This is a genomic window from Streptosporangium brasiliense (assembly GCF_030811595.1).
Taxonomy (GTDB): Bacteria; Actinomycetota; Actinomycetes; order Streptosporangiales; family Streptosporangiaceae; genus Streptosporangium; species Streptosporangium brasiliense.
The window spans coordinates 371,330-390,029 of the sequence record NZ_JAUSRB010000002.1 but is presented as its reverse complement, the minus strand read 5'-3'; the positions used below and the strand labels follow the sequence as shown (position 1 = coordinate 390,029).

15 protein-coding genes are annotated in these 18,700 nt (G+C 72.6%); 8 read left to right on the top strand and 7 right to left on the bottom strand.

From position 1 onward, the window contains the following. The first annotated feature begins 5 nt into the window (after positions 1-5). From J2S55_RS10195 to J2S55_RS10185, 3 genes are all read left to right on the top strand, one after another. The gene (locus tag J2S55_RS10195; RefSeq protein WP_306875290.1) at positions 6-1,046 is read left to right on the top strand and encodes an iron-containing alcohol dehydrogenase family protein; all 1,041 of its coding nucleotides are present in this window, start codon (positions 6-8) and stop codon (positions 1,044-1,046) included. Then, complete coding sequence (locus J2S55_RS10190) at positions 1,024-1,791, top strand: CDP-alcohol phosphatidyltransferase family protein (protein ID WP_306859122.1); 768 nt, start codon at positions 1,024-1,026, stop codon at positions 1,789-1,791. Before J2S55_RS10195 ends, J2S55_RS10190 begins: the two co-directional genes overlap by 23 nt. Positions 1,792-1,987: 196 nt before the next feature. Continuing rightward, positions 1,988-2,869, top strand: a complete 882-nt coding sequence (locus J2S55_RS10185; RefSeq protein WP_306875288.1) for a glycosyltransferase family 2 protein — start codon at positions 1,988-1,990, stop codon at positions 2,867-2,869. Positions 2,870-2,927: 58 nt separating this feature from the next. Here the strand turns inward: J2S55_RS10185 and J2S55_RS10180 are convergent, their stop codons facing one another. Beyond that, positions 2,928-3,761: an aldo/keto reductase gene (locus J2S55_RS10180; RefSeq protein WP_306859121.1), complete on the bottom strand. Its 834-nt coding sequence runs from the start codon at positions 3,759-3,761 to the stop codon at positions 2,928-2,930. Positions 3,762-4,061: 300 nt separating this feature from the next. On the opposite strand from J2S55_RS10180, the gene J2S55_RS10175 reads away from it, so the two are divergent. Then, the gene (locus J2S55_RS10175) at positions 4,062-4,937 is read left to right on the top strand and encodes a sugar kinase (RefSeq protein ID WP_306859119.1); all 876 of its coding nucleotides are present in this window, start codon (positions 4,062-4,064) and stop codon (positions 4,935-4,937) included. 128 nt (positions 4,938-5,065) lie between these two features. Here the strand turns inward: J2S55_RS10175 and J2S55_RS10170 are convergent, their stop codons facing one another. The 5 genes from J2S55_RS10170 to J2S55_RS10150 form a co-directional block, all read right to left on the bottom strand. Beyond that, positions 5,066-5,803: an acetoacetate decarboxylase family protein gene (locus tag J2S55_RS10170; protein ID WP_306859117.1), complete on the bottom strand. Its 738-nt coding sequence runs from the start codon at positions 5,801-5,803 to the stop codon at positions 5,066-5,068. A 297-nt stretch (positions 5,804-6,100) separates the two neighbouring features. After that, positions 6,101-7,222, bottom strand: a complete 1,122-nt coding sequence (locus J2S55_RS10165; protein WP_306859114.1) for a glycosyltransferase family 4 protein — start codon at positions 7,220-7,222, stop codon at positions 6,101-6,103. A 49-nt stretch (positions 7,223-7,271) separates the two neighbouring features. Beyond that, on the bottom strand, positions 7,272-9,284 hold the full coding sequence (locus J2S55_RS10160) for an acyltransferase family protein (protein ID WP_306859112.1): 2,013 nt from the start codon (positions 9,282-9,284) through the stop codon (positions 7,272-7,274). Between the two features lie 437 nt (positions 9,285-9,721). Then, a complete protein-coding gene (locus J2S55_RS10155; RefSeq protein ID WP_306859110.1) occupies positions 9,722-11,314 on the bottom strand; it encodes an LCP family protein in 1,593 nt (530 codons plus the stop codon). Between the two features lie 157 nt (positions 11,315-11,471). After that, positions 11,472-12,860, bottom strand: coding sequence for a hypothetical protein (locus J2S55_RS10150; RefSeq protein WP_306859108.1), 1,389 nt, complete (start codon positions 12,858-12,860; stop codon positions 11,472-11,474). 119 nt (positions 12,861-12,979) lie between these two features. On the opposite strand from J2S55_RS10150, the gene J2S55_RS10145 reads away from it, so the two are divergent. The 4 genes from J2S55_RS10145 (at position 12,980) to J2S55_RS10130 (ending at position 17,698) form a co-directional block, all read left to right on the top strand. Further along, a complete protein-coding gene (locus J2S55_RS10145) occupies positions 12,980-15,103 on the top strand; it encodes a hypothetical protein (protein ID WP_306859106.1) in 2,124 nt (707 codons plus the stop codon). 175 nt (positions 15,104-15,278) lie between these two features. Beyond that, entirely contained in the window at positions 15,279-15,482 is a 204-nt protein-coding gene (locus tag J2S55_RS10140; RefSeq protein ID WP_306859104.1) for a type II toxin-antitoxin system Phd/YefM family antitoxin, read from the top strand. Between the two features lie 248 nt (positions 15,483-15,730). Further along, positions 15,731-16,624 (top strand): glycosyltransferase family 2 protein, encoded by an 894-nt coding sequence (locus J2S55_RS10135; protein WP_306859102.1) that lies wholly within the window; start codon positions 15,731-15,733, stop codon positions 16,622-16,624. Beyond that, entirely contained in the window at positions 16,625-17,698 is a 1,074-nt protein-coding gene (locus tag J2S55_RS10130) for a glycosyltransferase family 4 protein (RefSeq protein ID WP_306859100.1), read from the top strand. It begins immediately after the preceding gene. On the opposite strand, the gene J2S55_RS10125 is transcribed toward J2S55_RS10130, so the two are convergent. After that, positions 17,653-18,618: a lysylphosphatidylglycerol synthase transmembrane domain-containing protein gene (locus J2S55_RS10125; RefSeq protein ID WP_306859098.1), complete on the bottom strand. Its 966-nt coding sequence runs from the start codon at positions 18,616-18,618 to the stop codon at positions 17,653-17,655. The genes J2S55_RS10130 and J2S55_RS10125 overlap by 46 nt on opposite strands. Positions 18,619-18,700 lie beyond the last annotated feature (82 nt).

The window sequence follows — 18,700 nt, the reverse complement described above, 5'->3', positions numbered from 1 at the left end:
CCAGGATGCTGCCCGCCCCGCTGACCATGGAGGTCCGGCGGGGCGCCGTCGCCCAGCTCGGCTCGCTGCTGGCCGACAGCCGGGTGGCGACCTCCGGGCGGGTGGCGGTGGCGGTGGGCGCGGGCCAGGGCGACCGGATCGCCTCGGTGATCGCCCCCTCGCTCGGCGAGGCCCAGGTCTTCCGGGTGGCCGACGGCTCGGTGGACGCGGCGGTCTCGCTCGGCGCCGACCTGCGCAAGGGCGCCTACGAGGCCCTTGTCGGGATCGGCGGCGGCAAGACCATCGACGCGACCAAATACGCCGCCTCGCTCGCCGGGATCCCGATGGTGGCGGTGGCGACCAACCTGTCGCACGACGGGATCTGCTCGCCGGTGGCGTCGCTGACGCACGACGGCGGCAAGGGCTCCTTCGGCGTGCCCATGCCGCTGGCCATCATGGTGGATCTCGACTTCGTCCACGACGCGCCCCCGTCGCTGGTCCGCTCGGGGGTCGGCGACGTGGTGAGCAACCTGTCGGCGATCGAGGACTGGCAGCTCGGCAACGCCGAGCGCGGCGAGCCGATCGACGGCGTGGCCTGCGCGATGGCCCGCACCGCGGCGGAGGCGGTGATCGGCAGGAGCGACTCGATCGAGTCCGACGCCTTCCTGACCGTGCTGGCCGAGGCGCTCATCCTCTCGGGGATGTCGATGGTGATCGCCGGGTCGTCCCGTCCCTCCAGTGGCGGAGACCATGAGATCCTTCATGCCGTGGATCAGCTTTTTCCCGGCACCTCCAACCACGGCGAGCTCGCCGGGGTAGGGGCCGCCTTCTGCTTCTTCCTCCGCGAGGACGCGCGGAGGCTGGACCAGGTCGTCGACTGCCTGCGCACGCATGAGCTGCCGGTCACCCCCGTCGACCTGGGCCTGAGCGCCGACCAGTTCACCCAGGCGGTCATGCTGGCGCCGTCGACCCGTCCGGGGCGCTACACGATCCTGGAGCACCTGCGCCTGTCGGAGCCGGAGATTCGGGAGCGGGTGGAGGACTATGTCCGGGCCGTCGGTCGCTGAGTTCCGTGCGGTGGCCCAGCCGCACTCGACCATGGACCGCAACAGCGGCGAGCACTGGGCCGGCGTGCTCTACATGCGCAAGCTGTCGATCTACGTCACCTGGTTCCTGGCCAAGACGCCGATCACGCCCAACCAGACCACCTGGCTGATGATCCTGTCCGGGCTGCTGGCCGGCGTGGTCCTCGCGCTGCCCGGTCTGGGGGCCGCGGTCGGGGCCGCCCTGCTGATCCAGCTCTACCTGCTGCTCGACTGCTCCGACGGCGAGCTGGCGCGGTGGACCAGGCGGACCTCCATCACCGGCGTCTACCTGGACCGGGTCGGCCACTACTTCGCCGAGGCCGCCCTGCTCATCGGGCTGGGCTTCCGGGCGTCGCAGACCCTCCCCGACTGGTACACCGTGATGGGCTTCGCCGCCGCGCTCGGCGCCATCCTGATCAAGGCGGAGACCGACCTGGTCGACGTGGCCCGCGCCAGGTCCGGCCTGGTCGCGGCCACCGAGAGCTCGGCCGAGCAGTTCCGGTCGCGGGGTCTGGGCCTGGCCCGCAAGGCCGCCGCCGCCCTGAAGTTCCACCGGCTCGTCCAGGCCGTCGAGCTGTCCCTCATCGTGGTCGTCGCCGCGGTGTGGGACCTGCTCAGCGGCGGCCTGGCCGCCACCCGGGTGCTCATGGTGGCCTGCGTCGTGGTCGCCGTGCTGCAGATGGCGCTGCACCTGGTCAGCATCCTGGCCTCCAGGCGGCTTTCATGAGGAACCGGACAGCGTCCCGGTACGTCGTAGGTGCGGACACCCCGCTGTTTGGTGGGTGTTCGCCGACGGTTCCGATACGCTTGCTTTCCGGTAAATCAGAAACGTCCAGTCACGCCATATGTGCCCGAACCAGCAGACTCGGTGATCATGAAAGTATGCTCCGCACGTGCTCTCGACGCGTCAGGGCGATGACCCGTTGAAGATCTCGTGCGTCATCCTCACCATGGGCAACCGGGTCCCCGAGCTGGCCCGGGCTGTCGAGTCCGCGCTGCACCAGACCGACGGCGACGTCGAGGTGGTCATCGTCGGCAACGGCGCGGACGTCCCCGAGCTGTCGGTCGGCGTGCCCCCCGGCTCGTCCGCCTCGATCAAGATCGTCCGGCTCAGCCACAACACCGGCATCCCGGCGGGCCGCAACCGCGGCGTCGAGGAGTGCTCGGGCGACGTGGTGCTCTTCCTGGACGACGACGGCTGGTACGGTGCGATGGACGTCGTCTCCCACCTGCGTGAGCGCTTCTCCACCGAGCACGACCTGGCCGTCGTCTCCTTCCGGGTGATGGATCCCGACGGCGGCACCGGCCAGCGCCGCCACGTCCCCCGCCTGCGCGCGGGGGACCCGGAGCGCTCCTCTCCGGTCACCACCTTCCTGGGCGGCGCCTGCGCCATCCGCCGCTCCGCCTTCCTCCAGGTCGGCGGCCTCCCCGAGCGTTTCTTCTACGCCCACGAGGAGACCGACCTGGCCTGGCGGCTGCTCGGCGAGGGCTACCGCATCGAATACGACGCCCAGACCGTCATGTACCACCCGCAGGTCCCGCCGACTCGGCACGCCGACTTCTACCGCCTCAACGCGCGCAACCGCGTCTGGCTGGCCCGTCGCAACCTCCCCTGGCCCCTGGCCGCGTTCTACCTCCTCAACTGGGTTGTCCTCACCCTGATCCGCGAGCGCTCCGGCACCGCCCTGCGCGCCTGGTTCAAGGGCTTCACCGAGGGTCTGCGCGAGCCCGCCGGTGAGCGCCGTCCCATGGGCTGGAAGACCGCCTGGCGGATGCTCCGCCTGGGCCGTCCGCCGATCGTCTGACCTCGGTACGGCCCGGCCGGGTGTGTCCCGGACCGGGCCGCTCGCCGGATCCGGTCGATCACGGGACCCAGTTGAAGGTGTCCGGGTCCGGTCCGACCCGCTCGTCGCGGTTCAGCCGCGAGATCTCGCCCATCTCGTCCTCGCCCAGCTCGAAGCCGAAGATGTCGAGGTTCTCCTCCATCCGGGCGCGGCGGACCGACTTCGGGAAGACGATGTCGCCGCGCTGGACGTGCCAGCGCAGCGTCACCTGGGCGGGCGTCCTGCCGTGCCGCTCGGCGATCCGCGTGATGGCCGGGTCGCCGAGCACCTTGCCCTGCGCGATCGGCGACCACGCCTCGGTGGCGATGCCGTGCTCGGCGTTGAAGGCCCGGACGTCGTCCTGGGTGAGATACGGGTGCGCCTCGATCTGGTTGACCGCGGGCACGGTCCCGGTCTCCTCCAGCAGCCTGCGCAGGTGGTGCGGCTGGAAGTTGGAGACGCCGACGGCCTTGGCGCGGCCGGAGCGGTGGATCTCCTCCATCGCCCTCCAGGTCTCGACGTAGTCGCCGATCTCGGGCAGCGGCCAGTGGATGAGGAACAGGTCCAGGTAGTCGGAGCCCAGATCCTCCAGCGACCGGTTGAACGCCTTCAGCACGTCGTCGTAGGCGTGGAAGCCGTTGCCCAGCTTGCTCGTGACGAAGACGTCGCCCCGGTCGAGGCCGGAGGCCCGGACCGCCGCGCCGACCTGCTTCTCGTTGCCGTACATCTCGGCGGTGTCGATGTGCCGGTAGCCGACGTCGAGCGCGGTGCGGACCGCCTCCTCCGTCTTGTCCGGCTCGATCTGGTAGGTCCCGAAGCCCAACTGCGGGATCTCGACGCCGTTGTCCAGCCTGATGTCGGGTATCTCGGTCATCCGATTCCCCCTTTATAGTCGTGGCCTTTTTAGCCCCTTGGGGGCCGGTACCCGGGCCGGCGCCGTTTAACAGACCCGCCCGACCACCCGGCGGGCCCGTCGGGCGGACCCGTCCGCGACCCCGCTCCGAGCCGCCCGCCCACCGGGAATGTCACCACCGGATCTCTCTTCCGGTCCTCGGCGGAGGCCGTACGGGACATGTCGCTAGAGTTCGGGTTCCGGCCCTTCCCGAACGGGTCCCCGGCCGGATCCGAACGATGGCTCCATCGGCGCCGCACGGCGCCGTGAAAGGGTTCCGGCGTGGACGTCTACACCCTCGGCGAGGCGTTCGCCGTCGTCACCAGCGGCCGGATCCGGCACGAGCACGAGGCCAGGCTGGACGTGGCCGGGGCGGAGTTCACCGTCGCGGTCGGGCTGGCCAGGCTCGGCCACACGGCCGCCTGGCTGGGCAAGGTGGGGGGCGACGAACTCGGCGTGCGGATCCTCACGGCGCTGCGCGGGGAGGGCGTCGACGTCGCGGACGCCCGGGTGGACGACGCCGCCCCGACCGCGATGCTCCTGAAGGAGTCCAGGCCGGGGCAGGCGGCCCGGGTCACCTACTACCGGACGGGGACCCGGCTCACGCAGGGGAACGTCCCCACCGACCGGATCGCGGCCTCCCGGATCCTGCACGTCAGCGGGATCACCGCCGCGCTGGACGCGCGCGACGCCATGCACGCCGCCATCCGGGCCGCGCGGATGGCGGGGGTCACCGTCTCGGTGGCCGTCAACTACCGCGACCAGCTCTGGCCGGATCTGCGGGAGGCCGAGGAGGTCCTCGGCGCGCTGGCCTGCTCGGCCGACGTGCTGTTCGTCCGGCAGAGCGAGCTGGACCTGGTCAAGCCGGCGCTCACCGGGGACCGGGAGGTCATCGTGATCCGGGGCACCCGGGGCACGAGCGTCCGGGTGAACGGCGTCCGCCACGACGCCCCGAGCCTGGCCGCGCCCGTGGTCGACCCCACCGGTTCGGCGGACGCCTTCGCCGCGGGCTACCTCAGCGCGCTGCTGGAGGGACTGCACCCCGCCGACCGGCTGCGCCGGGGCGCCCTGCTGACGGCTTTCGCGGTGTCCAGCACCAGCGAATGGCAGGGACTGCCCACCAGGGCCGAGCTGCCGATGCTGGAGCACGACGGCTGAGCGCCGCCGCCCGCCCGCCGGGACCGGCGCCCGGCGGTCCGACCGGGACCGGCGCCCGGCGGTCCGCCCGGGGGACGCGGAACCCGGCGGGCCGCGATCCGCGGTCCCCTCCCGCGGAGACCGGCCGCCTAGAGCTCCTTCGCCTCGCCGAAGGTCATGGTGAGGTGGGAGACCGTGCTGGTCATCAGGGCGCGTTTGGGCAGCCCGAGCTCGCTCAGCTCCTTGGCGACGGGGTGGTTGCCCAGGCGGATCAGCGCGCCCCCGGGACGCACGCGGACCCCCCGGGGGGTCATCGACCAGGGGATGCGGCGGGTGACGCCCTCCAGATGGCTGTAGGCGTCGGCGGGGGCCATCGTCCCGCCCGCGGGGACCGGGGCGCCGGGTCTGATCAGCAGGTCCAGCACCAGGCGGCCGTCCTTGCGCAGGATGCACCGCTTGTAGGGGGAGGTCAGGCGCAGGTCGATGTCGGCCAGCTCCTTGGGGAAGCCCCAGATGGTGCGGCCTGCCTCCAGGGTGAAGCCCTGGTCGACCGGGAGCCAGTGGACGAACGCCCCGGTGCCGGCGCTGCGCAGCTCGGCCAGCCCCGCGCGCAGCCCCCGGGGTGGCGTCGGGCCCCCGTCGGGGGGCCGGACCAGGAAGGCCACGCCGAACTCCCGGTAGGCGTCGAGGTCGCCGTCGGCGTAGTCGACGAACACCAGCGTGCACAGGGCCTTGCCGGGCAGCACCTCGGCGACGTCCAGCCTGGAGTAGGCGATCACGGCCCGGGCGGCGTCGGCCCGGACCAGATAGGAGGCGCTGCAGACCGTGGCGTCCCGGATCCGCACCGGCATGGCGATCTCGCGTCCCTGGATCAGATGGCGTGCCATGCCTCCAGTACACCAATCCCCGGCCCTCACGTCACCGGTGTGTGACCAATCCTCTGCCGGGTCCGTCTCCTGGTCCGTGACGGATCAACCCCCGACGCGGAGGCGGCCGTCGGCACCCGCATTGAGCAGCTCTACCGGGAGCACCGGCCGCTGGTCTGCGGTTACCTCCTGCGCCTACGCCGACTCCCTGGCCACGATCCCGTCGCTGCGCGAGCCGATCGAGGACCCCGCGTCGCGACGGTGCGGGTGGCCGACATCGCCTTCGGCCTGGAGCGGCCCCGGTGACCGCGCGGAGGGTCAGACCACGAGGGGACGGTGGTGGGCGCGCGCGGGGGCGGCGCTCGCCGTCGCCCACCCCTCCAGCAGCCCCACGAACTCGCCCGCCTGGTCGGGCCAGTGGTAGCGGCGCAGCGCCTCCGCATGACCGCGCGCGCCCATCGCCGCTGCCCCCTCGGGGTCCTCCCGCAGCGCCAGTACGGCGCGCAGCGCCGCGTCCACGTCCCCGAAGGGCGTGACGACGCCGCAGTCGGCCCGCTCGACCAGCGAGGAGGCGGCCGGCAGCGGCGTGGTGATCACCGGGAGCCCGCGGGACATGTACTCGACGACCTTGGTCGGCATCGACCGCCGGTAGTTGGGCACGTCGTGCAGGAGCGACAGCCCGGCGATCGCCCCCTCGGCCATCCGCAGCGCGTGCTGGTTGGGCACGTATCCGTACCAGTCGAGCAGGCCGTCTCGCTGCGCGTCCCGCAGCAGCGGCCTGATCTCGGCGTCGGCGGCGCCCACCAGGTCCGTCCTGATCCCGTGCGGGTGCAGCCGCCGGGCCAGCTCGATCAGCTCCACCGCGCCCCTGGCCCGGGACAGGTGGCCCACGTAGACCACCCGGTTCCGGCCGGGCGGCGCGGGCGGCCGCGGGGGCACGTAGGTGGTGTTGGGCACCACCGGGTGGGGGCGGGAGAAGCGCTCCCGGTAGGACTCCTCGGCCAGGATGAGGTGCAGGCGCTTCTCCGCGCGGGCCTCGACCCGGCGGATCAGCGGCGGCAGGGTCCGGCGCAGGTGCTCGGGGAGGTAGGGCTTGCTCTCCAGCGCGGCGGCGGTGTCCTCGTGGACGTCCCAGACCGTGACGGGGCGGCTCCTTGGCAGCCGGAACAGCAGCTCGATGTCATGGACGACCAGCAGGTCGGCCCCCTCGACGCCGCGCTTGAGGGCCCCGCGGGCGGCCTTGAGGGCGCGTCCGCGCCGGCGGCCCACCGCGCGGGGGACGTCGATCGCCCGGACCCGGGGGTCGGGGGTGACGTTGCAGTCGGTGAAGGGCGCGACATAGGTGATCTCGTGCCCCGCGTCGAGGAGCGCCCGGATCTGCCGATGCATGATCCGGGCGTCTTCGGGGCGATGAACGATAGTCCCGACACATACCCGCATATCCCGATGCTGAGTGCCGGTTCCGTCATCACCGGATGTGTTGAGTTAATTACCGGGTAACTGCCGCTGAACTCTCCCTGCCGGCGGCCTCCGGCGCGGTGCCGGCGGGCTCCGGCGACCTGGCGGGGGAGGCCGCCGACGGCCGGCGGTAGAGCCAGACCAGGCGGGGTTCGAGCAGCCACTTGAAGAGTTTGCGGGTCTCCGGCAGGGACAGCACGATGGCCAGCGCCAGCGAGCTCGACGCGATCGCCATCACCCCCAGCGGGCCGTACAGCCAGGGGAAGCTCAGCCACCCCTGGTCCTTGGCGATGAGCACCACGACGCCGTGGAGCAGATAGGCGTAGAGCGTGCGGGTGCCGAGGTCGGAGAACCAGGTCTCCCGCCGCGGCACCACCGCCAGCAGCGCGACCGACATGGCCAGCGCCGCGACCAGCAGCGCGCCGCGCACGCCGAGCCCGATCCACCAGCTCATGTCCATGGACTTGAAGCTGTAGCGGAAGTAGATCGGCTTGAGGTTGACGTGCGGGGCGATGAAGATCGCCACCGCGGCGCCCCCGGCCAGCGTGAGCCCGCCCAGGATCCTGACCCACACCGGCTTGAGCAGGTCGAAGTGCTCGGGCTTGAGCACCAGGCCGAGCACGTAGAAGGGGAGCAGGCCGAAGAAGCGGTCGATGCTGAAGTCGCCGGAGATCTCCGAGAAGCCGGCGACCATGTAGATGATCACCGCGACCAGCAGCGGCTGCCGCATCCGGTTCCAGATGGGCGTGGAGATCCGCCAGAGCACCAGCGCCAGCAGGTACCAGTTCAGCCAGGCCGGGTCGATGATCGTCAGGGTCCACTTCTGGCCCAGCCCGAAGCGGAGCAGCGCGTAGCCGATCTCCACGACCACGTACGGCACCAGCATGGTGTCGACCAGCTTGTTGATCTTGGCGTTGGAGTTCCAGAAGTTCCGGCCGAGATAACCGCTGATCAGCACGAACGCCGGCATGTGGAAGGTGTAGATGAACAGGTAGGCCGACTTGGCCGAGTGCGTGGCCAGGGTGGGCACCAGCGAGTGCCCGGTCACCACCAGGGCGATCAGGACGAACTTCACGTTGTCGAGATACGGCTCGCGCTTCTTCCTGGCGGGCGGAGCGGCGGGCTCCTCCTCCGGGCGCGGCTCCTGCTCCTGCTCCTCCGGCCCTGCGGACCGGTCCCAGGGGGAGGGGGCGGCCCCGCGGCTGGAGTTCTCCCAGTAGGAGAACGGCCGCTCGGCGGCGGCCGGCGCGTCCTGCGGCTGCGGCCGGTGGGGGGCCGCCGGGGCCCGGACGGTGTCGTGCTCCGACGACCACGCGGGATCCAGCGGGTCCAGAAGGTTGCCGGCGGGCGCGGTGGCGGGCGTGATGTCCAGCGGGCTCCTGCGGGCGGGCGTCCGCGCGTCCGGGTACGGTGTCCGCGTCTCCCGGGCGGAGGGACGGCGGGCGTCGTCGGATGATCCCCATCCCTGCGGAGCGGAGCCCTGCCGGGTGTCTCCCCGCGATCCCCATGACTCCGGAGGGGAGGACGGGTGGAGGTCCTCGGACGGGCGGAGGTCCTCGGATGATCCCCATCCCTGCGGAGCGGGGCCCTGCCGGGTGTCCTCCCGCGATCCCCGCGGCTGCGGCGGGGAGGACGGCGGGGTCTCCCGCTGCGGGGTCCGTCCCCGCGGCCCGGAGGACGCCCGGGCGTCCCGGCGGGAGGTCGGCTCCTGCTCGCCGGGGGGCGTCTGGGTGTCCCAGTTCGCCCATGCGTCCTCGGAGGGGGTGGGCGGCTCCTGGTAGGCCGGGTAGCCCCAGGCGGTGACCTCGCCGGCCCCCTCGTCCCAGCCCTGCTCCTCGCGATGACCGTCGCGGGTGGACGGGGCGGGACCGAGGTCCGGGGGCTCGGGCCAGGAGGCCCGGGAGGCCGGAGACGGCTGCGCGTGCTCGGGCATCGGCCACGAGGCGGAGGTCCGGCCCTGTCCGCCGGACCCGCCGGTGCCGGCGTCGGGGGCGCCGTCGTCACGGGGGGCCGGCATGTGGAAGGGAGATCGGGTGTCGCTCACGGGGAAAACGCTCAGCTATCTGTCGGAGACTGGGAGGTGGTCGGACACACTGGTTAAGACGCCCGGGGACCGCCGGAGGATGCGGCCGAATGGGCTCCGGCTCGCCGACCCGACCACCCTAAACCGAGCGCGTGGGGTCTGTCGCACGAGCGCCGGGGGGCGGCGGGGGTTCCCGGTGAATCGTGATCTTCCGGAGGCCGCCCGTCCGCGCCGCCCGCCGTACGGCCGATGGCGCGCCGTACGGCCCGCGGTGTCCGCGGTGTCCTCCGTACGGCCCGCGGTGTCCGTGGGGTCCTCCGTACGGCCCGCGCCGCTCATGGCGCGTGCCGTGCGGTCCGTGCCGCCCAGGGGGCGTGCCGTACGGCCTGAGGTGGCCGTCGCGCCCGCGCCGCCCGCCGTACGGCCCGCGCCGTCCGGCGGGCCGCCGGGGGCGGGGCCTACTGGCAAGGGTTGGTCTTGCTGTCGACGACGGAGTCCTTGAGGGAGTCGGGGATCTTGGTGGGGACCCGGACGCCCTTCCAGTCGGTGCCGATGATCAGCTGGACGACCGGGCCGGTGGGCAGCGGGGTGGCCGGGATGGTCGCGGCGTAGTTCTCCATGCTGGCGGGCTTCACCTTGCCCGCCACGGGGGTGAGCTTGTCGCCGGAGAGCCTGGCGGCCAGCGCGTCGGCGTAGGAGGCGCCCTCGGCGTCCCGCTTGCCGTAGCGCAGCACGGTGGTGGGCACGTCGCCGGTGGCCGGGCGGGCGTTGCCGACCTGGGTCACCCGGAAGCCCTGGTCGGCCAGCTTGGCGGCCACCTCCTTGGCCAGGCCGTACGTGCCGGTGCCGTTGAAGACCTGGACCTGGACCTGCTCGTGCTTGACGGCCGGTTTCGCGGAGGCGTTGGGGACCGGGCTCTTGGTCACCTCGGTGTCGCTGCGGATCGCGTCGAACAGCTCGGTGGCGGCGGGCTGCCGCCAGACGACCCGGTTCTTGTCGGCGGGGTCCGGCATCCACGGCACGGTGATGGCCTTCAGGCCGGAGGAGGTGAGGGACTTCGCGCTCTGGGCGATCTCCAGCAGGCGCCCGGTGTCGAGGTTGCTGTCCATCGTCACCGACGAGGCGGCGGCCTTCAGGAAGTTGTTCAGCTTGCCGAGGTCGGTCAGCAGGTCGGAGCTGGTGGCCTTCTTCATCACCTGCTGGAGGAAGACCTGCTGGCGCTTGATCCGGCTGAGGTCGCTGCCGTCGCCGAGCGCGTAGCGGGCGCGGACGTAGGCGAGGGCGGTCTTGCCCATCACGTTGTGCTTGCCCTTGGTCAGCTCCAGCTTGGCCTTCTTGTCCATCACGTCCTCGGGCAGGCAGATCTCGATGCCGCCCAGCGCGTCGACGATGTTGGTGAAGCCGGCGAAGTCGACCTTGACGAAGTGGTCGACGTGGATCTGGGTCAGCGCCTCGATCGTCTTCCACGTGCAGACGATGCCGCCGTCGTTGAAGGCCGAGTTGATCTGCTTGAGGCCGGCGGGAATGGCCGCCTTCGTCACGGGGTTCTCGCAGGCGGGCACCTGGACCATGGAGTCGCGGGGGAAGCTGACCAGGGTGGCCTTGTCACGGTTGGGGGAGATGTGGAGCAGGATGATCGTGTCGGTCCGCTCGCCCTGGCCCTGCATGTGCTGGCCGTATCTCTTGTTCCCGGCGCCGTCGCGGGTGTCGGAGCCCACGACGAGCACGTTGAGCGCCCCGGTCTCCGGGGGGCGGTTGGCGCCGAGCTTGTCCACGACGCTCTCGCGGGTGATGCTGTCGTCGAGGTCGCGGTAGAACTTGTAGCCGCCGAGGGTGCCGGCCACCAGGACGCCGGTCATCGCGATGCTGACCCAGCCGCCCACGCCCAGCCGTCCGGCCTTGCGGCGCGGGTCGCGGGGCGGTCCGGCGTAGTCGCTCGGGGGCTCGGGGGGCGGGCCGCCGTCCCCGCCCGCGCGGCGGGAGCCCCGGCGGCCGTGGCCGGCCGGCTCGGCCCGGCGGTCCTTCACGGAGACGTGCCGATGGTCGCTCATGCGATCTCCTCGCCTGGCGGCAACGCCCGGTGCTGCTTCAGCTCGCTCATTGCGCCCAAAGGGTAGGTCATGAGGTGAGTGCCGGGCGCCATGATGACGTGAACTTGGTCATGACCGCCCCTTGCCGCTCCCGTGGTGATCCGGGCGCCCAGCATACTCAAATACGGACATTTCTTGGAATGTTATGGAAAGAAGGTTTGCCCGCCACAAAAGCCGCTGCCAGACACGCTGCCGGTACGGCGGGCAGCACGTAGCGGTAGTCGAATTCCGCGACCGCCGGGGGCATGACGAGCAGCACCACCGCCGTCGTCCACGGCAGCACCCACAGCGTGGAGTCCGGGCGCAGGCGCCGCACGGCCGCCGCCACCGGGGGGATCAGCAGGATCACCAGCACCGCCGCGCCGGGCAGCCGGACGACGTCCTGGTAGGCCCGCATCCAGCCCGCGTAGGGCTCGACGATCCGGGTGGCGATCGGCCCCCGCTCGTAGTCGCGCTCGGCGCGCTCGGCGCCCACCGTGGCCGGGTAGCGGCCCGGGGGCGCCGGCGGCGCCGCCGGGAACTCGTAGTAGTCGTAGACCTCCTGGTCCGGGTAGACCGGACGGCCCAGGGTGAAGGAGCGGGCCAGCTCGGAGGCGACCGAGCCGAGATAGCCCAGCGGCTGGCTGCGGATGGCCAGTGAGGCGAACCGGCCGGCCAGGGCGTCGTTCTCCTCGGTGAAGGTGATGCCGGGCAGCTTGACCAGCGGCGAGTCGGGGCTCCAGACGTATTCCTGCGCGGGGGGCCGCCGGGCGGGCGGGCGGGGGTCGCAGAGCACGGCCAGGTCCGCGGGCGGCCTCATCACCGCGCAGTCGGCGAAGGTCATCGTCTTGGCGTAGAGGAAGACGCCGTTGGCGCCCACGATCCCGATCCGGCCGTGGGTCGCGTGGAACCAGGCCCCGTAGCCCAGGATCGGCAGGGCCGCGGCCGCCAGCATCACCCCGGCCGTCAGCACCCGCCCCCGCGCCCGGTAGATCAGCCAGCCCGCGAAGATCACGACCAGCGGCAGCCCGACGGTCCTGGTCAGCGTCGCCGCCGCGACCAGCAGCCCGATCCCGCACGCCGTACGCCACCCGGCGGTCCGGGACAGGGCCAGGCAGATCGCCGACATCACCAGCGCGGCGAACAGGGTGTCGGAGACCAGCAGGTGCTCCAGTTCGATCTGGTAGGCGTCCAGTAGGGAAGGGGCGGACGCGAGCACCGCGGCCCAGCCGGGGGCGCCCAGCCGCCGGGCGGTGAGATAGACGAGCACGCCGACCAGCAGCCCCAGCAGATGCTGGACCAGCGCGACGGAGGCGAAGCTGTGAAACGGTTCGAGCAGCCGCAGGAACATCGAGTATCCGGCCGGGCGGACCAGGTCGGGCCGGGGCTTCAGCGCGGTCACCACATATGTGTAGGAGTCGGGGAACCAGATCGCGGGCCGGTATCCCAGCATGGTGACCGCCCGCAGGACGGCGCCGAGACCCAGCACCCCCAGGAACCACCGGTGCCCCCGAGCCCAGCCGACCACTCCCCGCCCCCTTCGCGCGCTGCGCGTACGCTACCGGCTTTCAGCGGCCCGCCGCGCGCACCCATCGCCGCAGCCGGAGGCTGCCACTACGCTCGGGACCAGCTATGAGGATCACCTGGTTGGATCGCACGCGCAGGCCCTCGGCGGGCAGGGTGCTCGCCGTGGTCTCGGCCGCGCCCGCGCTCGTGCTGGCGGGCTGGCTGCTGGCCGGGCTGTCGCTGCTGCTGTTCGGCTGGTTCCGGCCGATCGCCGCCCTGCCGCTGGGCCTGGTGATCGCCGCCCTGCTGTGCCGCTACGGCCTGCGCCGCCTGCCCGAGACCGTCGAGGCGACCGCCTGGCAGACCGCCGGGGTCATCGCCGTGGCCCTGGCCTCGGGGGTCTTCAACGGGCTGTTCCACAGCGAGCAGCTCATCGTCCGCCGCGACCCCGCCACCTACGCCCAGTACGCCGTCTGGCTGGCCGGTCACGGCTCGCTGCCCGCCCCCCACCAGCAGGCGGCCTTCGGCGGACCGGACCAGGCGCTCCGCTTCGACAGCCCGGGCTTCTACCCCTCCGGCGGCGCGGTCGTGCCGCAGTTCATGCCGGGGGCGCCGCTGATCGACGCGCTGGGCCACTGGCTGGGCGGCCTACCTGGGCTCCTGCTGACGGCGCCGCTGCTGGGCGCGCTGGCGGTGCTCGTGCTGGCGGGAGTCGTCGCCCGGCTGGTCGGCGCCCGCTGGGCCCCGCTGGCCGCGCTGGTGTTCGCGGTCAGCCTGCCGATCCTCTACACCTCGCGCACCACCTTCAGCGAGATCCCCTCCCTGATCCTGCTCTTCGGCGGCCTCGCCCTGCTGCACGACGCCCAGGTCAGGCTCCGCTCCGGCATCACGGGCCTGGGCTACCTGCCGTCCCTGCCCTCCGACGAGCAGCCGGGGCGGATCCGCCGGGCCCAGTCCGACGGCGCCGTGATCGGGGCGGAGCTGGCCGGCCTGGTCTTCGGGCTGGCCGTCCTGGTCAGGATCGACGGACTGCGCGACGTGCTGCCCGTGCTCGCCTACGCCGGGCTGCTGATCGCCCTGCGGCGGGCGGGCGTCCGCGACGAGGGGCGGCTCGGCGTGCCGCTGCTGTTCGGGCTGGCGGCCGGGGCCGGGACGGGGGTCGCGGCCGGATACATCCTGTCCAGGCCCTACCTGGACTACCTGTCCGGCTCCTTCGAGCCGCTGCTGGCCATCTGCGGAGCGGTGCTGGCCCTCACCCTGGTCGTCGCGCTGCTGGCGCCGCGGCTGGCGGCCCTCCTGCGCCGGGCGGCGGGGATCCGCCGGCTGCCCGAGTTCGCCGGCGCCCTGGTGGCGCTGGTCATGACGGCCTTCGCGGCCCGGCCGTGGCTGCAGACCGTGATCCGGCAGCCGGCCACGCCGGAGGACCGGCTGAACTACGAGTTCATCGAGCGGACCCAGCTGGCCAACGGGCTGCCGGCCGACGGCGCCCGGCTCTACTACGAGGAGTCGCTTTACTGGGTGATCTGGTACGTCGGGGTGCCCGTGGTGGTGCTGGCGACGCTGGCCGGGGCGGTGCTCACGCGCCGGATGGCCAGGGGGCGGGGGTTCGGCTGGCTGCTGCCGCTGGCCGTCGTCGGCTGGACCACGGTCACCACGCTCTACCGGCCGGGCATCACCCCCGACCACCCGTGGGCCGCCCGGCGGCTGGTCCCCGTCGTCATCCCCGGCCTCGTCCTGCTGGCGGTCTGGGGGTTGCGCTGGGTGCGGGACAAGGCCCGCAGGATGGGATACGGCCAGGCCGTGCAGCGGGGCCTGGCCACCGGTGGCGCGGTGCTCCTGCTCGTCCCCCCGGCGATCACCTCCATCGGGACGGCCTTCACCCCCGTCGAGCGCGGCGAGCGCGCGGCGGTCGAGGCGATGTGCGCGGCCCTGCCGGAACGGGCCTCGGTGCTGATCGTGGAGCGGGTCACCGGCGACCGCCTCACCCAGGTCGTCCGGGGCACCTGCGGCGTGCCCACCGCCCGGGTCGCCTTCCCGGTGGGCGCCGACATCCCCGTCAGGTCCGACGTCGAGCGCCTGGTCGGCCGGGTCCGCGCCGCCGGCCGCGTCCCCGTCCTGCTCGCCGCCAAGCGGGAGCAGCTCCTCCCGTACGGCGAGGCGGTCCAGGTGCTGAAGCTCGCCGTCCGCCAGGACGAGAGATCGCTGACCGGCCCCCCGGACGGCACCTGGTCGCTGTCCATGAACGTCTGGATGGCCGTCGCCTAGGCCGGTCGTCCCCGTGGGCGCCGGGCCGGCGCGGAGGGGGCCGGTCTGGCTTGGTAGGGAATGCCCGGCTATGCGGGGGTGGGAGCGCGCGGAGCGGGCCACCGAGCCATGACGGACGCCTGCTTCCTGGCCGCTTTCCCCCCGGTGCGGGCCACGTGGAGGGCATGATTGCCACATGAGTCAGCAGTTGCACAGCAAGCCCACGGTAGCCGTCCGTGACCTCGCCCATAAGACCAGTCAGGTTCTCGCGCGGGTCAAGGCGGGAGAGACGCTGACCGTCACCCAGAACGGTGAGCCCGTCGCCATGGTCGTGCCGTTCCGGCAGCCGGAGCCGGCCGTGCCCGCCGGGGGGCACGCGACGGGCGAGGATCCCGTGTGAGCCTCCCCCGCTGAGGGGGCGCGACGGACCGGCCGGGCCGGGGGGCGGGCGCGGAGCGCCCGGGGGCCCGGCCGGGCGCGCCCGAGGTGGCACGCGGCCGTCCGGACGGGGCGACGCGCCGGGGCGCGCGGCCGTCCGGACGGGCGAGCGTGACCGTCCGGACGGGGTGATGTGCGTCCGGCTCCCAGCGGGGCAGAGTATCCTCGCCCGACGTGAGCACGCCCGAGACCTCCGAGAGTGGACCAGCTGTGGACGCAACGCCGTACGTCACGATCGTTCTGCCCTGTTACAACGAGCAGGACCATGTCATCGACGAGGTCGAGCGCATCTGCGGGGCCATGGACCGCAGCGGCTACACCTACGAGCTCGTGGCCGTGGACGACTGCTCCAGCGACCAGACGCTGGCCAGGCTGCAGGAGGCCGCGCCGCGCTTCCCCAACATGCGGATCCGGGCCTTCCACCGCAACGGCGGGTCGGGCACGGTGCGCCGGATCGGCAGCCAGGAGGCGCGCGGCGAGATCGTCGTGTGGACCGACGCCGACATGACCTACCCGAACGAGCGCATCCCCGAGCTCGTCGAGATCCTGGACAAGGACCACACGATCGACCAGGTCGTGGGCGCGCGGACCACCGAGGAGGGCTCGCACAAGTTCCTGCGGGTGCCGGCGAAGTGGTTCATCCGCAAGGTGGCCGAGCGGCTGGCGGGCCAGAAGATCCCCGACCTCAACAGCGGACTGCGGGCCTTCCGCAAGTCGGTCGCCCGGCCGTATCTACGGCTGCTGCCGCCCGGATTCTCCTGCGTCACCACGATCACGCTGTCGTTCCTGTCCAACCAGCACGACGTCTACTACCTGCCGATCGAATACAGCAAGCGGGCGGGTAAGTCGAAGTTCAGCTTCGTCTCCGACGCCTACCGCTACATCCTGCAGGTGCTGCGGATGGTCATGTACTTCAACCCGCTCAAGGTGCTCATGCCGCCCGCGCTCTGGCTGGTCGGCATCGGCCTGGTCAAGGGCGTCGTCGACATGATCCGCTACGGCTTCTACCTGACCAGCAACACCATCGTGATCTTCCTGTCCGGGCTGCTCATCGGCTCGCTGGCGCTGCTGGCCGACCTCATCGTGCGCTCCAGGAGCGAGTAGATGCGGATCGCGATCGTCGGGCCGACCCACCCCTACAAGGGCGGCGGGGCCGCGCACACCACCGAGCTGGCGCACCGCCTGCGGGCCGCCGGGCACGAGGTGGTGATCGAGTCGTGGAAGGCCCAGTACCCCTCCTTCCTCTATCCGGGGCAGCAGACCGTGGACACCCCCGCGGGCGCGCCCTACCCCGACGTCCGCCGTGACCTCGACTGGCGCCGCCCGGACGGCTGGGTCCGCTGCGGACGCCGGCTGGCGGAGGCCGACCTGGTGATCCTCGCCGTGCTCAGCCCCGTGCAGGTCCCGCCCTACCTGGGCATCCTGTACGGCCTGGGCCGCCGGACCCGGACCGTCGCGCTCTGCCACAACGTCCTGCCCCACGAGCGCAAGCCCTACGACGTCCCGCTGATGAGGGCGCTGCTGCGCCGGGTGGACGGGGTGCTCGTCCACTCCGAGCAGCAGGCCGCGCCGGCCCGCGAGCTCGGTCCCGCCCCGGTGACGGTGGCCGAGATGGCGCCGCACCTGCCGGCCGGGCTCCAGGAGCACCCCCATGTCGAGGGCGTGACCAACAGGCTGCTGTTCTTCGGCCTGGTCCGCCCGTACAAGGGGCTCGACCTGCTGATCCGCGCGCTGCCCGAGGGCGTCTCGCTCCGGGTCGCGGGGGAGTTCTGGGGCTGCCTGGAGCAGACGGAGGCGCTGGTCACCGAGCTCGGCCTGACCGCCAGGGTGGAGCTGCGGCCGGGTTACGTGGCCGACGGGGACGTGCCGGGGCTGTTCGCCGACGTCGACGCGCTCGTCCTGCCCTACCGGAGCGGTACGGCCAGCCAGCAGGTGTGGTTCGGGCACGAGCACGGGGTGCCGGTGATCGCCACCCGGGTGGGGACGCTCGGTGACCACGTGACCGACGGCGTCGACGGGCTGCTCGTCGAGCCCGGGTCGGTGGAGGCGCTCCGCGCGGCGCTGACCGCCTTCTACCGGCCGGGCGAGCCCGAGCGGCTGCGCGCCGGGGTCAAGGCCGTCGACCCCGAGCCCTACTGGGCGACGTATGTGGACGCCCTGGTCTCGGCGGGGGCCTGAGCGCCGCGACCGAGCAGCCAGCCGATCCCGGCCCAGGCCACGTCGGTGAAGGTGAAGGCCAGCCGGGAGATCAGGGCGACGACCCCGGCGGTGATCACGGCCGCGGTGGCGCCGTGCGTGTCGATCGCCGGCGCGATGACCGCGACCATCGCGGCCTCGCGCACGCCCACCCCGGCCGGGACGACCGCGATCAGCAGGCCGGTCGCCCAGGCGAAGGCGTAGGCCCCGGCGCCGAGCGGGTAGAGCGAGAAGTCGCCGGTCAGGTCGCCGAGGATGAGCCAGGTGTGCAGGCCGTAGACCAGCCAGCCCAGGACGGTCCAGGCGACGGCGGCCAGCAGGGCGCGGCCGGGCAGCACCCGCTCGACGGGGTCCCTGCGGGCGATCCGCAGCGCCAGGTTCAGGCCCCAGGTGAGGACCCTCGGGTGCAGGCACAGGACGATCACCGGGATGACCAGGGCGAGATACCACGCCCGCTCGGCCACCGAGCGGGCGGTGAACGGCAGCGTGGCGGCGGCCAGGCCGACCGCGCAGCCCAGCGAGATCACCAGGGCCAGGGAGGTGGCGCTGAAGGTGCGCCGGGGCGGGCAGCCGTGGTCGCGGCCCAGCTCCATCATCGCGGCGTAGGCCCAGACCGATCCCGGGACGTATTTGCCGAGCTGGCCGACGAACAGCACGCGCGCGGCCACGCGCGGCGACAGCGCGGAGCCCAGCCCGGCGACCACGCTGCGCCAGGCCAGGAGCATGCATCCCGCTCCGGCCATCACCGCCGCGCAGGACCCGGCCACCGACCACCAGGACAGCCGGGCGAGCGCTTCGAGCGTGCCCTGCCAGTTGCGGGACAGGCCGTAGCCGACGAAGGCCAGCGCGACCAGGGCGAGCAGGACCCGGAGGAGGCGGCTTGACCGCAGTCGGCTGAGCACCCGCCAAGGGTATGACGTGGACCTTACCCGGCGGTAGGGTCTCGGCCCGCCGGTACTCTTGGGCGGCGTGGCGGAGCTGGGC